The sequence below is a fragment of the Pseudomonas sp. URMO17WK12:I12 genome (genome assembly GCF_000514395.1).
GTDB lineage: Bacteria > Pseudomonadota > Gammaproteobacteria > Pseudomonadales > Pseudomonadaceae > Aquipseudomonas > Aquipseudomonas mucoides.
This window is the reverse complement of the sequence record NZ_AZVV01000011.1, coordinates 138,438-152,115: the sequence shown is the minus strand read 5'-3', so window position 1 is coordinate 152,115 and position 13,678 is coordinate 138,438. Positions and strand designations below refer to the sequence as shown.

At 60.6% G+C, this 13,678-nt stretch carries 15 protein-coding genes; 10 read left to right on the top strand and 5 right to left on the bottom strand.

Features of this window, described 5'->3' with window-relative positions; genetic code table 11:
* The first annotated feature begins 9 nt into the window (after positions 1–9).
* Both D882_RS0116485 and D882_RS0116480 read left to right on the top strand, forming a co-directional pair.
* On the top strand, positions 10–813 hold the full coding sequence (locus D882_RS0116485; RefSeq protein WP_027924262.1) for an ABC transporter permease: 804 nt from the start codon (positions 10–12) through the stop codon (positions 811–813).
* Positions 801–1,637 (top strand): ABC transporter ATP-binding protein, encoded by an 837-nt coding sequence (locus D882_RS0116480; RefSeq protein WP_027924261.1) that lies wholly within the window; start codon positions 801–803, stop codon positions 1,635–1,637. The genes D882_RS0116485 and D882_RS0116480 overlap by 13 nt, the downstream gene beginning before the upstream one ends.
* A gap of 122 nt (positions 1,638–1,759) precedes the next feature.
* Here D882_RS0116480 and D882_RS0116475 read toward each other — a convergent pair whose 3' ends face one another.
* Complete coding sequence (locus D882_RS0116475; RefSeq protein ID WP_027924260.1) at positions 1,760–2,836, bottom strand: endonuclease/exonuclease/phosphatase family protein; 1,077 nt, start codon at positions 2,834–2,836, stop codon at positions 1,760–1,762.
* Positions 2,837–2,902: 66 nt separating this feature from the next.
* On the bottom strand, positions 2,903–3,577 hold the full coding sequence (locus tag D882_RS0116470; protein WP_027924259.1) for a YciC family protein: 675 nt from the start codon (positions 3,575–3,577) through the stop codon (positions 2,903–2,905).
* A gap of 179 nt (positions 3,578–3,756) precedes the next feature.
* Here D882_RS0116470 and D882_RS0116465 point away from each other — a divergent pair, with 179 nt between their 5' ends.
* From D882_RS0116465 to D882_RS0116455, 3 genes are all read left to right on the top strand, one after another.
* Positions 3,757–4,521, top strand: coding sequence for a DUF2076 domain-containing protein (locus tag D882_RS0116465; RefSeq protein ID WP_027924258.1), 765 nt, complete (start codon positions 3,757–3,759; stop codon positions 4,519–4,521).
* 138 nt (positions 4,522–4,659) lie between these two features.
* Positions 4,660–5,139, top strand: a complete 480-nt coding sequence (locus D882_RS0116460; RefSeq protein ID WP_007990686.1) for an NYN domain-containing protein — start codon at positions 4,660–4,662, stop codon at positions 5,137–5,139.
* A 22-nt stretch (positions 5,140–5,161) separates the two neighbouring features.
* The gene (locus D882_RS0116455) at positions 5,162–5,773 is read left to right on the top strand and encodes a PolC-type DNA polymerase III (protein WP_027924257.1); all 612 of its coding nucleotides are present in this window, start codon (positions 5,162–5,164) and stop codon (positions 5,771–5,773) included.
* Positions 5,774–5,896: 123 nt separating this feature from the next.
* Here D882_RS0116455 and D882_RS0116450 read toward each other — a convergent pair whose 3' ends face one another.
* Positions 5,897–6,355 (bottom strand): Lrp/AsnC family transcriptional regulator, encoded by a 459-nt coding sequence (locus D882_RS0116450; protein WP_027924256.1) that lies wholly within the window; start codon positions 6,353–6,355, stop codon positions 5,897–5,899.
* Between the two features lie 163 nt (positions 6,356–6,518).
* Between D882_RS0116450 and yedA the strand changes: the two genes are divergently transcribed.
* Entirely contained in the window at positions 6,519–7,445 is a 927-nt protein-coding gene (gene yedA / locus D882_RS0116445; protein WP_027924255.1) for a drug/metabolite exporter YedA, read from the top strand.
* A 78-nt stretch (positions 7,446–7,523) separates the two neighbouring features.
* Positions 7,524–8,858, top strand: coding sequence for a DEAD/DEAH box helicase (locus D882_RS0116440; protein ID WP_027924254.1), 1,335 nt, complete (start codon positions 7,524–7,526; stop codon positions 8,856–8,858).
* 62 nt (positions 8,859–8,920) lie between these two features.
* On the opposite strand, the gene D882_RS0116435 is transcribed toward D882_RS0116440, so the two are convergent.
* Positions 8,921–10,168 (bottom strand): TIGR03862 family flavoprotein, encoded by a 1,248-nt coding sequence (locus D882_RS0116435; protein ID WP_177327615.1) that lies wholly within the window; start codon positions 10,166–10,168, stop codon positions 8,921–8,923.
* A gap of 280 nt (positions 10,169–10,448) precedes the next feature.
* The gene (locus tag D882_RS0116430) at positions 10,449–11,369 is read right to left on the bottom strand and encodes a histone deacetylase (RefSeq protein ID WP_027924252.1); all 921 of its coding nucleotides are present in this window, start codon (positions 11,367–11,369) and stop codon (positions 10,449–10,451) included.
* 74 nt (positions 11,370–11,443) lie between these two features.
* Between D882_RS0116430 and D882_RS0116425 the strand changes: the two genes are divergently transcribed.
* From D882_RS0116425 to D882_RS0116415, 3 genes are all read left to right on the top strand, one after another.
* Positions 11,444–12,013 (top strand): GNAT family N-acetyltransferase, encoded by a 570-nt coding sequence (locus D882_RS0116425; protein WP_027924251.1) that lies wholly within the window; start codon positions 11,444–11,446, stop codon positions 12,011–12,013.
* A 109-nt stretch (positions 12,014–12,122) separates the two neighbouring features.
* Entirely contained in the window at positions 12,123–12,992 is an 870-nt protein-coding gene (gene tesB, locus D882_RS0116420) for an acyl-CoA thioesterase II (protein ID WP_027924250.1), read from the top strand.
* The gene (locus tag D882_RS0116415) at positions 12,989–13,582 is read left to right on the top strand and encodes an HAD family hydrolase (RefSeq protein ID WP_027924249.1); all 594 of its coding nucleotides are present in this window, start codon (positions 12,989–12,991) and stop codon (positions 13,580–13,582) included. The genes tesB and D882_RS0116415 overlap by 4 nt, the downstream gene beginning before the upstream one ends.
* Positions 13,583–13,678 lie beyond the last annotated feature (96 nt).

Genomic DNA, 13,678 nt, shown 5'->3' with positions numbered 1-13,678 from the left:
GAGGTTTGCATGTTCAAGCGCAATTCATGGCTGAGCCGCTGCATCACGCCCAAGACCGGCCTGCCGGTGCAGGTGATCTGGAGCGCAAGCGGCTTGGCCTGGGTATTGTTGATCGGCCTGTGGGCGGGATTGTCCTATGGCGGTGTGGTACCGGGCATGTTCCTGCCGACACCGGGTGCGGTGGCCGAAGCCGCCGTACGCCTGGGCCGCGACGGCACCCTTGGCCTGCATGTGTGGGCCAGTCTCGAAGTGGTGATGGTCGGTTTCATTGTCTCGTCGCTGGTGGCGGTGCCGCTGGGGTTGCTGATGGGCAGCTTCCGTATCGTCCAGGCGTTCCTTGAGCCGATGGTCAATTTCATCCGCTACCTGCCGGTCACCTCGTTCGTGCCGCTGTTCATTCTGTGGATCGGGATCGGCCTGGAGCAGCGGGTCTCGGTGATCATCTTCGGTGTGTTCTTCCAGCAACTGGTGATGATCGCGGACGTGTCCAAAGGCATCTCCAAGGATTTGATCAACGCGTCCTACACCTTGGGCTCGACCCGTCGCGACGCGGTGCTGCATGTGATCGCCCCGGCCTCTTTACCGGGTGTGCTCGACACCTTGCGCGTAACCATGGGCTGGGCCTGGACCTACCTGGTGGTTGCCGAACTGGTCGCCGCTTCCAGTGGCCTGGGTTACTTGAGCCTTAAAGCCATGCGTGGCTTTCAAGTGGATGTGATTTTCCTGGCAATCGCGATCATCGGCCTGTTGGGCCTGGTCACCGATCAGCTGTTCCGTTTCCTACGTCTGAGGATCGCCGCATGGGCTCAGTAAGCGCCGTCAACCCTCGCTTCGTCACACCCTCGGCCGCCCCGGTGCAGGCCGCTCCAAGGCTGCAAGTGGACAAGGTCAGCCTGCGCTATCAGAAACCTGACGGCGGCATGTTCACTGCGCTGGAGCAGGTGTCGTTCGAGGTGCCGGACCAACAATTCGCCGTACTGGTCGGACCTTCGGGGTGCGGCAAGTCGAGTTTGCTGTACCTCACCGCCGGCCTCAACGAACCCACCGAGGGCGAGATCTACGTCGGTGGCCAGCAAGTGCAGGGGCCGGGTGCTGACCGCGGCATGGTGTTCCAGAGCTATACGCTGTTCCCTTGGCTGACCGTGCGCCAGAACGTCGAATTCGGCCTCAAGCGTCGCGGCATGGCGGCTGCCCAGCGCAAGGAGATCGTTGACTACTACGTCAATGAAGTGGGCCTGAGCGGGTTTGCCGATAACTACGCCAAGCAGCTGTCCGGCGGCATGATGCAGCGTGTGGCGATTGCCCGCGCGCTGGCCAATGATCCGCAGATCCTGCTGATGGACGAACCTTTCGGTGCGCTCGACAGCCAGACGCGCCTGCAAATGCAACAGCTGTTGTTGCGGGTCTGGGGCAACAGCAAGAAGACCGTGTTGTTCGTGACCCACGATATCGACGAGGCGGTTTTGCTCGGCGATCGGGTCTACGTGATGGGCGCCAGGCCTGGGCGGATCAAGCAGATTCTGGATGTGCCGATCGAACGCCCACGGACCCTGGACATGGTCATGGAGCGCTCGTTCATCGACATGAAGCGCAAGATCTTCGGGCTATTGCATGACGACCTGGAAGAGGTGCATTAACGCCGGCCCTGCACCCATCCCTGTAGGAGTGAGCCTGCTCGCGATTGCGGTGTTCCAGCTACATTGATCTCGACTGACACGACGTCATCGCGAGCAAGCTCGCTCTCACAGGTTTCGTATTGTCAGTTGGCAGGTAGCAGGAACCGCGCAATCACCGGCAAGTGATCAGAGATGCGCAACGTATCGTCCTGCCTCACCATCGCCTCGACCCGCTTGAGGCGCGGGCTGTAGAACAGGTAATCAACCGTGCGGTCCGGGCCGCTCAAGCCGGGGTCATTCGGGTAATGCGTCAACCACTGGGCCCGATCAGCGCCGCTGGCTTCGTTGTTGGTCGGGATCATCGGGTACTTGTCCCACAGCACATGCAGCGCGCTGTCGGCCGAGTAGGGCGTGCGTTGTTCCTCGGGCAGTCGGCGAAACTGCCCGAGCGGCAACAGATTGAAATCGCCACCGATCAACCACGGCGTGCCACGGCCTTCGAATTTGTCGAGGACCTTGGCAACAGCCGTTACTTGGGCTTGCAGGGTTTCGTCGGGCTGGATGAGGCGGTCCAGGTGGGTGTTGAGTACCGCCATCTGACCGCCGTCGTTGAACGGCAGGTAAGACACCAACAAGGCGTTTTTCGGTTTGAACTGGCGGCTGATCAGGTTGGCCGGCGCGACCGGCAATTGCAGGCGTTCGGCATGTTCGATCTGGTAGCGGCTGAGCGTCGCCAGTTGCCGGCCGACGCTACCGAAGATATGCGGATCCGGCACGAAGTCTGCCTTCCAGTCGAATGCGTAAGCGCTGCACGGATACAGGTCGGCGACCCGCTCTTGCAGCAGTTTGAACTGGTGTTGGTAATCGCTGGTCTTGGCGTTGTCATCGAGCTCCTGCAACAACACGATGTCAGGGTTTTCGTCGCGTATCACCCGCGCCACTTCGTCGAGGCTGAAGGCCATGTCTTCGGGGGTGGGGTTTTCATCGGCGCCCTGCGCGAGGTCGTTCCAGAACACATAGCGTTTACCCGCCAGGTACTGAACGTTCCAGGTCATCACTTTTAATGCCTGACCGGGTACCAGGGTGGGCGCTTGAGTCGTGCAACTGACCGGCAGCACTTCCTTGGGGGCGGGGCGCCAGGTCAGGTTGTAAATCAGCAATGCGATCACGCCGGTCACGATCAACAGGCTCAGCAGGGTGTAGCGCAGTAGACGGGTCATGGCTCGGCTTATAGCGTTACAAAAGGTGGCCCCGAGCATAACCGAGACCGGAGCCGAAGCCCACGGTCAGAGCGGCCCCTCAATCTTCTCGGGCGTATCGCCGATCAGCATGAACAAGCGGAACAACACCACGCTGGTGAACAGTTGCAGGAAGCTGTGGGCGCTGTCGATCAGCAGGGAAATCACCGGGTTTTGCGGGTCCGGGTACACCGCGAGGGTGGCGCCCTTGAGCACCCACAGCGGACCCATCACACACAGGATGCACACCAGAATGCGCATGAAATGGCCGCGGGTCAGGCGCAGGCTTTCTTTCATGGCCGCCAATGGGGCCATGCCACGCAATACCAGCAGGTACTCGCCGAAGGCCAGGGTCACCATCAGATAGATACCGGGCAGGAAGTACAGCGACAGACCGAGCAGGATCAACAGGGTGTTAAGTGCCGTGAGCAGGGCGAAGCGCGGCCACAGGTACGCCGAACGTGTCAGCAGGTCACGGTTGCGCGGCGATTCACCGCGGCTGCGGGCGTCGAGAAACAGGATCAGGGCCGCGGTGTACAGCGGATAAACCAGCAAGCCGACGATGACACTGACGCCGGGGAAACTGTCCGGCTCGGTGGAGTGGTCGACAATTTGTTGCAGCAGCGCCTCGAAGATCACCAGCGGCAGGCACAGTTGCACGATCTGCCCCAGATTGCGTTTGAAGAAATACAAGGAGTCACGCAGTACATCGAACGGATTCATCAGTCGGTATCGCAGGTTGGAAGCAGTGGTCCACTTTAACCGATCAAACCCTTGGGGGCGCAAACGTAAACGTTAGGTAAAGCTCATTGAAACAACTTGTTTCAGCCTCCATTAAGGTCGAGCACCTTATCCTCTTTGGAAAAGGACAACGATTTTCCCCGGCAATCTACGAGGTCGCCATGAACAGCGAAGAACAAACCCTGATCGATGGACTGTTTTCCCGGCTGCAACAGGCCGAAACGGACTCAGCCCCGCGCGATGCCCTGGCTGAGGCGCGGATCAAGGAACACCTGACTCGCCAGCCTGCGGCCGGCTATTTCATGACCCAGGCGATCCTGGTTCAGGAAGCTGCCATCAAGAGCCTTGACGAACAGAACAAGCAACTGACCCAGCAAGTGCAGCAATTGCAGGCCGAACTGCAAGCGGCCAAGGCGCAGACAGCGGCCCCGGCGCCAAGCGGTGGTGGCTTTTTGTCGAGCATCTTCGGTGGCAGTGCCCGCGATCCACAGCCCGCACCGACCCAGAGCGCCCCATCGTCCACGGGCGGCTGGCGTGAACCGGCACGGCCATCGTTCAATTCACAGCCACCGCAGCAGAATTTTGGTGCCGCGCCGCCCCAACAAAACTACGCCCCGCAGCAACAAGCTCCGGCGGCGGGCAGCAGTTTTCTCGGTGGCGCGTTGAAGACCGCGGCCGGTGTCGCGGGTGGCGTGATGCTGGCACAAGGCATCAGCAGCCTGTTCCATCACAATCAACAGCCGGAAGTGGTTGAAGTGATCAAGGAAGAGCCGGCGCAGGTCAATGACCAGAGCAACGGCGGTTGGGGCGATGACCAGCGTATGGCTGACAACAGCACCAATGATCAGGGCGGTTTTGCCGACACTGATTACAGCGATGACAGCTCGTCATTTTTCGGCGGCGATGACGACGATTCCTTCGTCTAAGACGCCATTCGTCCGGGGCGCGACCGTGCCCCGGGGCGATTATTCGCGGAACAATCCTTCGGGCTGGCATACTGGGCGACTTTTCGGGCCAGGTGCCTGATCTCGCCTGCGCGCCTGTGCGCCAAGAGGAAACCCGCGGTGAAAAAAATCGCAGTGTTCGCCGATGTCCAAAACCTCTATTACACCGTGCGTCAGGCCTATGGTTGCCACTTCAACTACGCCGCGCTGTGGGCTGACATCAGCAAACAGGGCGAGATCGTCGAGGCCTACGCCTATGCGATCGATCGTGGCGACAGCAAACAGCAGCAGTTTCAGCAGATCCTGCGCAACCTCGGCTTCACCGTGAAGCTCAAGCCCTACATCCAGCGCAGCGACGGTTCGGCCAAGGGCGACTGGGACGTGGGCATCACCCTCGACATCATGGACGCCGCCGATCACGTCGACGAAATCGTGCTGGCCTCCGGTGACGGTGATTTCGACATGTTGCTGGAACGCATCATCAGCAAGCACGGGGTGCAAGCGGTGGCTTACGGCGTGCCGGGCCTCACGGCCAACTCGCTGATCCGCGCCGCCAGCCGCTACGTGCCGATCGAAGGCGCGTTGCTGCTCAAGAATTGATTTTTACGGAGTTGAAACAGGTTTGGAACGCATAGCAGTCATCGACTTTGAAACCACCGGGATCTCCCCGAGCAGCAGCTGCCGGGCCACGGAAATTGCCGTGGTGATTCTTGAACAGGGGCGCATCGTCGAGCGTTACCAAAGCCTGATGAACGCCGGCGTGCGCGTGCCGGCTTTCATCGAGCAACTCACCGGCATCAGCAATGCCATGCTGCGCACCGCGCCGTCGGCCGAGCAGGTGATGAACGAGGTTAATGAGTTCGTCGGCATCACGCCGTTGCTGGCGCACAACGCGGCGTTCGACCAGAAGTTCTGGGACTTTGAGCTGGGGCGGATCAAGCGCACGCGTTTGCAGAACTTCGCCTGCTCGCTGCTACTGGCCCGCCGCCTGATGCCCGCCGCGCCGAACCACAAACTCGGCACCCTCACCACGTTCGCCAACTTGCCCGATACCGGCAAGGCTCACCGGGCGATGGCTGACGCGGAGATGGCGGCGAATCTGACGACGCATTTGATGGAAGAGTTGCGGCGCAAGCATGGCTTGCGCGAGTTGTCCCATGATTTGCTGTGCGGCTTGCAGAAAGTGCCGGCGGCGAAGATCAACGAACACCTCAAGCGCCATCGCGGGTTCTAATACCACCGCAAACCCTCTGTAGGAATGAGCCTGCTCCCGATTGCGGTGTTCCAGCTACATTGATGTCGGCTGACACGACGCCATCGCGAGCAGGCTCGCTCCTGGAAGGGATCTCCTGCAGCTTTAGATTGTTTTGCCATTGCCTTCGATGTGCCCCAACGGCACGCGCTTCTCTATCGCACTCGACAGCACAATCGACGTCTTGCTGAACCCGAACTTGGCAATCCGGTTGATCAACTCCTCCAGCTCCGGCATCGAGCCCACTGCCGCTTGCATGATCACGCACGGATCGCCGGTCACCCGGTGGCATTCGGTCAATTGCGGGATTTTGATCAAGTCGTCGTAGGCCTTTTGATTGCCGTGCTGGTTCAGGCGCAGTTCGATCACGCACTGGATTGGCAAACCGAGCTTGGCCATGTCGACTTTCGCCTGGTAACCGGTAATCACGCCGCTGGCTTCCAGCTTGGCCACGCGTTCGGCCACGGCCGGGGCGGACAGGTTGACCTTGCGCGCGAGGTCGGCGTAGGACGCACGACCGTTTTCCAGCAGGGCGCTGAGGAGCATGCGGTCGTATTTATCCATCGGCGTACACCTTGAAAATGACTGACTTTCGAAAGCATGGTTTATAGCGCTGATCTCCGTGTTTTGAAAAGTGTACTGGCGCTATAAACAGGTTTTGTAACTTATTTTTAGCGTTTGGCCTTTCTAGAATAGCTGTTCACATTGTTCTGTCATCGAGCTGCCCATGCCTGGCTTACGTCGTTTTCCCTTACCCTTGATCGCTGCCTTTTTCGCGTTGTACGTGATTTGGGGCTCGACCTATCTGGTGATCCGCATCGGCGTTGAGTACTGGCCGCCGTTGCTGCTCGCCGGAATCCGTTTTGTGCTCGCCGGGACGTTGATGTACGCCTTCCTGCGCTGGCGTGGGGCGCCGGCACCGACGTGGGCGCAGTGGAAAGCGGCCGGCATGATCGGGATCTTGTTGCTCGCCTGCGGTAACGGCGGCGTCAGTGTCGCCGAACACATGGGGGTGGCCTCCGGTGTGGCGGCATTGGCGGTGGCGACGGTGCCCTTGTTTACTTTGTTGTTCGGCTATTTCTGGGGGGCGCGAAATACCCGTCTCGAATGGGCCGGGATTGCGCTCGGGCTGATCGGCATTGCCATGTTGAATCTCGGTTCGAACCTGCAGTCGAGCCCGTTGGGCGCGCTGTTGCTGGTGTTCGCGGCGGCCTCCTGGGCGTTCGGTTCGGTCTGGAGCAAACACGTGCCGTTGCCAGCGGGGGCGATGGCCAGCGCAGTGGAAATGCTGGTCGGCGGCGTGGCGCTGCTGATCGGCAGTGCCGTGAGCGGCGAGCATCTGCAAGCCATGCCGCCGATTGAAGGCTGGGCAGCCCTGGCGTATCTGACGTTTTTCGGCTCGATCATCGCGTTCAACGCTTACATGTACCTGTTGAAAAACGTGCGTCCCGCGGCGGCGACCAGTTATGCCTACGTCAACCCGGCCGTCGCGGTATTGCTGGGGATCGTGTTTGTGGGCGAGACCATAGGAATCGAAGAAGGGCTGGCGATGCTGGTGATCATCAGCGCTGTGGTGTTGATCGGATTGCCACAGTGGCGTCGGGCGCCTGTGCAGACGGCTGTAGTCGCGCCGACAGAATCCCGTGTGAATTAGGGTAAACTGCGCGCCATTGCATCTTGTTTTGCACACTTGTTTTGAAAAACCCGCGCTGAATTTTCCTACGGTAATCCCATGACTTTCGCCACCCTTGGCCTGATCGAACCCTTGCTGCGCTCTCTCGAGACGCTCGGCTACCAGACCCCGACGCCGGTTCAGGCGCAAGCCATTCCGGCGGTGCTGGCCGGTCGCGACCTGATGGCTGCGGCCCAGACCGGCACTGGCAAGACCGCCGGTTTCGCGTTGCCGCTCCTGCAATTGCTGGCCATGGAAGGGCCGAAAGTCACCGCCAACTCGGTGCGCGCACTGATTCTGGTGCCGACCCGCGAACTGGCGGAGCAAGTCCACGAAGCCGTGCGTCAGTACGCCGAGAACCTGCCACTGAGCACTTATGCGGTGTACGGCGGCGTCAGCATCAACCCGCAAATGATGAAGCTGCGCAAAGGCGTCGACCTGCTGGTGGCCACGCCGGGCCGTTTGCTCGACCTGTTTCGCCAGAACGCGCTCAAGTTCAATCAGCTGCAAACCCTGGTGCTCGACGAAGCCGATCGTATGCTCGACCTGGGCTTTTCCGAGGAACTGGGCAACATTTACAAGGCGCTGCCGAAGAAGCGCCAGACGCTGTTGTTCTCGGCGACGTTCTCCGATGCGATCCGCACCCTGGCCGGGCAGATGCTCAACGATCCGCTGAGCATCGAAGTCAGCCCGCGTAACGTGGCGGCCAACACGGTTAAGCAGTGGGTAGTGACGGTCGACAAGAAGCGCAAGCCGGAACTGTTCGTTCACTTGCTGCGTAAAAGCAAATGGAAGCAGGTGCTGGTGTTCGCCAAGACCCGCAACGGTGTCGACGCGCTGGTGGAAAAACTCCAGGGCCTGGGCATCAATGCCGACGGCATCCACGGCGACAAACCGCAGGCGACGCGTCAGCGCGCACTGGACCGTTTCAAGGCCAGTGAAGTGCAGATCCTGGTCGCCACTGACGTCGCGGCCCGTGGTCTGGACATCGAAGATTTGCCGCTGGTGGTCAACTTCGACCTGCCGATCGTGGCCGAGGATTACATCCACCGCATCGGGCGTACCGGCCGTGCGGGTAACACCGGGCAGGCGATTTCGCTGGTGTGCGCCGATGAAGTGAATCTGCTGTCGGCCATCGAGACGTTGACCCGTCAGACTTTGCCTCGGCAGATGGAGCATGACTTCGAACCTGAGCACCGCGTGCCGGACACCGATGCCAGCGGTCAGGTGGTGAAAAAACCGAAAAAGCCGAAGAAACCGAAGACTTCCAGTGGCGGTAAACGCAATTTGGGCAAGTGGGTCGAGAGCGGGGATGCTTCGGCGCCGGAGCCTTCGATCAAGCCAGTGCGTAAAGTGCCGGTGTTCAACACTGGACCGCGCAAGCGTAAGCCTTAACAGCAGCTATAAGTTGCAAGCTACAAGCTGCAAGTTAAAAGCCATTAACTTGCAGCTTGTAGCTAAAACTTGGCGCTGCTTCTGAGCCATTCCACCATCCCCATCCCCGCCGCACGCCCACTGGCGAAACACGCGGTCAGCAGATAGCCGCCCGTCGGCGCTTCCCAATCCAGCATCTCCCCCGCGCAAAACACGCCAGGCAATTGCTTGAGCATCAAGCGTTCATCCATCGACTCGAACGTCACACCACCGGCGCTGCTGATGGCTTCGTCCAGCGGGCGGGTTTTCACCAGCGTCAGCGGCAGTGCCTTGATCGCTTTGGCCAGCAACGCCGGGTCGCTGAAGCAATCGGCCGGTGTCAGCTCGCGCAGCAACGCGGCTTTCACGCCATCAAGGCCCAGCTGACTGTGCAGGTGTTTGGACATCGAGCGTGAACCGCGAGGTTTGCTCAGCGCGGCCTGCACTTTATCCACAGGCTTGCCCGGCAGCAGGTCCAGATGAATGGTCGCGGAACCGTTGAGGTTGATCGCCTCACGGATCGGAGCCGACAAGGCGTAAATCAGACTGCCTTCAATCCCGGTCGCGGTGATCACGCATTCCCCGAGCCGCGGCACGCCGTCATTGAGGCCGATAGCGATGTTTTTCAGCGGCGCGCCGGCGAATTTACTGACCATCAATTCGCTCCAGGCCTGCACCTCGAAGCCGCAATTACTCGGTTGCAACGGCGCAAGTCCTACACCGCGTTGTTCCAGCGGCAGCCTCCACGCGCCATCCGAACCGAGCCGCGACCAACTGCCGCCGCCGAGGGCCAGCAGGGTGGCGTCCGGTGTCAGGCTTTTTTCACCGTCGGGGCTCGACAGTTTCAGGCTGCCGTCGGCATTCCAGCCGAGCCAGCGGTGGCGGGTGTGGATAACTACGCCAGCGTCGCGCAGGCGTTTGAGCCAGGCACGCAGCAAGGGCGCGGCTTTCATGTCGGTCGGGAACACCCGGCCGGAACTGCCGACAAAAGTTTCGATGCCCAGGTCATGAATCCACTGGCACAGCGCGTCGGCGCCAAAGGCGCGCAGTAGCGGTGCAATCTGTGGCGCGCGCTCGGCGTAACGCGAGAGAAACGCCGGGTAGGCTTCGGAGTGGGTGATGTTCATGCCGCCAACCCCGGCCAGCAGGAATTTGCGGCCCACCGAGGGCATGCCGTCGTACAGGTCGACCTTGATCCCGGCCTGGCTCAACACTTCAGCCGCCATCAGGCCGGCGGGGCCACCACCGATGATGGCGACGTGAGGGGGGAGGGCGGTGGAGGATCGGGTCATGGAGTGCGCTGCGGTTTGGCGGGATAAGCGGCGCATTCTACCAGCACAGATCCCTGTGGGAGCGAGCTTGCTCGCGATAGCGATGGGTCAGTCAGCGTAGTGTTTACTGATAATCCGCTATCGCGAGCAAGCTCGCTCCCAGAGGGGATTTGTTATGTGTTCAGGACCTGGTTAAAAAACAACCACCGCAGTGTAGGCTATGCGCCGTAAGGGCTGTAGGCCGTTTCACTCAGGTTATCCACAGGCAGTTCCACAGGCATTGTGGGTAAACACTCACGGTTCAATGACAACCTGATGACTGCCACACCCGTTGCGCGCTGTGATGCAGAATCCCGTGCCGCCGCGCCAACGCCTTGCGGTCCTTGCTGTAACCGCCGCCAATCACCCCGACCACTGGAATATCCCGGCCCAGGCAATGGCGCATCACGCTTTCATCACGCGCCGCCACGCCTTCGTCCGTCAGTTTCAAGTAACCCAGGGCGTCGTCCTTGTGCACATCGACCCCGGCGTCATACAACACCAGGTCCGGTTGATAGAGCGGCAGCAAATAGTTGAGCGCATCGTCGACCACTTTCAGGTAGTCGGTGTCGCCCATGCCCTTGGGCAACGGGATGTCCCAGTCACTTTCGGCTTTGCGTGCAGGAAAATTCTTTTCGCAGTGCAGGGAAACGGTCACCGCGTCCGGGGTGTTGTGCAGGATCCGCGCAGTCCCGTCGCCCTGATGCACGTCGCAATCGAAGATCAACACCCGATTCACCCGGCCACTTTCCAGCAGGTAATGGCTGATCACGGCCAGGTCATTGAAGATGCAGAAGCCCGCCGGGTAGTCGTAATGCGCGTGATGGGTGCCGCCGGCCAGGTGACAGGCCAAACCGTGTTGCAGCGCCTGCTCCGCCGCCAGCAACGACCCGCCGACCGCGCGCACCGTGCGCCGGGCCAGGGCTTCGCTCCAGGGCAGGCCGAGACGCCGCTGGTCTTCACGGGACAACTCGCCACTCATATAACGTTCGATATAGGCAGCGTCATGGGCGAGGGCGAGAATCTCCGGGGGGCAGAGCTCCGGGCGCAGCAGATCGGCGTCCCGGGTCAGGCCGCTGTCCACCAGGTGATCGCGCAACAGGCGAAACTTGTCCATGGGGAAGCGGTGGTCCGCCGGAAACTCGGGGCTGTAGTCTTCGTGATAAATCAGCGGCAGCGGCATGATGATTTCATGTAGGAATGAGAGAAGGATCCTACCAGCGATGTAGACTTGCGGCATGGAAACGGGGGAACGCAATGGAGCCAATACTGCAACTCGAAAGTGCGCGACTGCTGTTGCGGCAGTGGCGCGACGAGGATTTGCCGGAATTTGCGGCGATGTGTGCCGATCCACAGGTGATGCGTTATTTTCCGGCGCCGTTGAGTCGTCTGGAAAGTGCCTCGCTGATCGGGCGCATTCGCGGGCATTTTGCCGAGCATGGTTTCGGCCTCTGGGCGCTGCAACGCAAGGACACCGGCCAGTTCATCGGGTTTACCGGGCTGGGTGTGGTGGGCTTCGATGCGCCATTCACCCCGGCGACCGAAATCGGCTGGCGCCTGGCCCGCGAGCATTGGGGCCTGGGGTATGCCAGTGAAGCCGCGTGGACCGCTCTGCGTTGCGGGTTTGACCGGTTGGGGCTGACCGAAGTCGTGTCCTTCACCACGCAATCCAACACGCCTTCCGAGAAAGTCATGCAGGCGATCGGCATGCACCATGATTCAGCCGATGACTTCGAGCATCCGAAGCTCGCCGCCGGCCATCCCCTGCGTCACCATGTGCTGTACCGCATCACCCGTGAACAATGGCTGCAAACCTTGCATGGATAAGCCGCCGCGGACGTTTACAATGGCCCCCATCTTATTGGCCCTGGCCAGAAACTGAATCGACCGTCGCAGCCAAGACTGCGCGGCAATGTTTTGCGTGAGGAGAGCCTGAATGAGCCAAGTGTTGGATGATCTGGTCGACCTGTTGACCCTGGAACCGATCGAAGAAAACCTGTTCCGTGGCCGCAGCCAGGACCTGGGTTTTCGCCAGTTGTTCGGCGGTCAGGTGATCGGTCAGTCGCTGTCGGCAGCCAGTCAGACGGTAGAAGAAGCGCGGCATGTGCATTCCATGCACGGGTATTTCCTGCGTCCGGGCGATTCAGCATTGCCTGTGGTTTATCAGGTGGATCGGGTGCGCGACGGCGGCAGTTTCAGCACGCGACGGGTGACGGCGATCCAGAAGGGCAATCCGATTTTTACCTGCAGCGCCTCGTTCCAGTACGACGAAAAAGGCTTTGAACACCAGGCCCAAATGCCGGTTGTGGTCGGACCGGAAAACCTGCCTTCGGAACTGGAACTCACCCAGCAGCATGCGCACCTGATCCCTGAGCACATGCGCGAAAAACTGCTGTGCCCGAAACCGATCGAATTCCGCCCGGTGACCGAAAAAGATCCCTACAACCCGCTGCCCTCTGACCCGGTCAAGTACGTCTGGTTTCGTGCCGACGGTGCCCTGGCCGACTCGCCGGCGCTGCACAAATACTTGCTGGCCTATGCGTCCGACTTCGGTCTGCTGGTGACTTCGATGCAGCCCCATGGCAAAACGGTCTGGAACAAGGACATGCAGGTCGCCAGCCTCGATCACGCGCTGTGGTTCCATCAGGATCTGCGCGCCGATGACTGGTTGCTCTATGCGATGGACAGCCCTTGGGCCGGTAATTCCCGTGGTTTTAACCGTGGCAGCGTGTTCAACCGTGCTGGACAACTGGTGGCCTCGGTCACTCAGGAAGGCCTGATTCGTCATCGCAAGGATTGGGCATGAGCCTGGCCGAGGTGCGTCATTGGGTGTTCGACATGGACGGCACCCTGACGGTGGCTGTGCACGACTTTGCGGCGATTCGCGTGGCATTGGCGATCCCGGCCGAAGACGACATCCTGACCCACCTCGCCGCATTGCCGGCCGATGAAGCGGCGGCTAAACATGCGTGGCTGCTGGAGCACGAACGTGATCTGGCACTGGGGTCGAAACCGGCACCCGGTGCGGTAGAGCTGGTGCGTGAGTTGGCCGGGCGCGGTTATCGCCTGGGCATTCTCACGCGCAATGCCCGGGAGCTGGCGCATGTGACGCTGGAGGCCATCGGCCTGGCCGACTGTTTCGCCGTGGAGGATGTGCTGGGGCGTGATGAAGCACCGCCCAAGCCGCATCCCGGTGGCTTGCTGAAATTGGCAGAGGCCTGGAACGTGCCAGCGAGCGAGATGGTGATGGTCGGTGATTACCGCTTTGATCTGGATTGTGGTCGCGCGGCGGGGGCGCGAACGGTGTTGGTGAATTTACCGGATAACCCGTGGCCGGAACTGACGGATTGGCATGCGGCGGACTGTGTGGCATTGCGGGAAATGTTGTTGGCTTGAGGGCCCCTTCGCGAGCAGGCTCACTCCCACAGGGGATCGCTATGGAATACAAAAAAACTGTGTCCGCTAGAGATCTACTGTAGGAGTTAGCCTGCT

Coding starts and splice junctions, on each gene's coding strand:
- D882_RS0116485 (WP_027924262.1), top strand. CDS start 10: ATGTTCAAGCGCAATTCATGGCTGAGCCGCTGCATCACGCCCAAGACC.
- D882_RS0116480 (WP_027924261.1), top strand. CDS start 801: ATGGGCTCAGTAAGCGCCGTCAACCCTCGCTTCGTCACACCCTCGGCC.
- D882_RS0116475 (WP_027924260.1), bottom strand. CDS start 2,836: ATGACCCGTCTACTGCGCTACACCCTGCTGAGCCTGTTGATCGTGACC.
- D882_RS0116470 (WP_027924259.1), bottom strand. CDS start 3,577: ATGAATCCGTTCGATGTACTGCGTGACTCCTTGTATTTCTTCAAACGC.
- D882_RS0116465 (WP_027924258.1), top strand. CDS start 3,757: ATGAACAGCGAAGAACAAACCCTGATCGATGGACTGTTTTCCCGGCTG.
- D882_RS0116450 (WP_027924256.1), bottom strand. CDS start 6,355: ATGGATAAATACGACCGCATGCTCCTCAGCGCCCTGCTGGAAAACGGT.
- yedA (WP_027924255.1), top strand. CDS start 6,519: ATGCCTGGCTTACGTCGTTTTCCCTTACCCTTGATCGCTGCCTTTTTC.
- D882_RS0116440 (WP_027924254.1), top strand. CDS start 7,524: ATGACTTTCGCCACCCTTGGCCTGATCGAACCCTTGCTGCGCTCTCTC.
- D882_RS0116435 (WP_177327615.1), bottom strand. CDS start 10,168: ATGACCCGATCCTCCACCGCCCTCCCCCCTCACGTCGCCATCATCGGT.
- D882_RS0116430 (WP_027924252.1), bottom strand. CDS start 11,369: ATGCCGCTGCCGCTGATTTATCACGAAGACTACAGCCCCGAGTTTCCG.
- D882_RS0116425 (WP_027924251.1), top strand. CDS start 11,444: ATGGAGCCAATACTGCAACTCGAAAGTGCGCGACTGCTGTTGCGGCAG.
- tesB (WP_027924250.1), top strand. CDS start 12,123: ATGAGCCAAGTGTTGGATGATCTGGTCGACCTGTTGACCCTGGAACCG.
- D882_RS0116415 (WP_027924249.1), top strand. CDS start 12,989: ATGAGCCTGGCCGAGGTGCGTCATTGGGTGTTCGACATGGACGGCACC.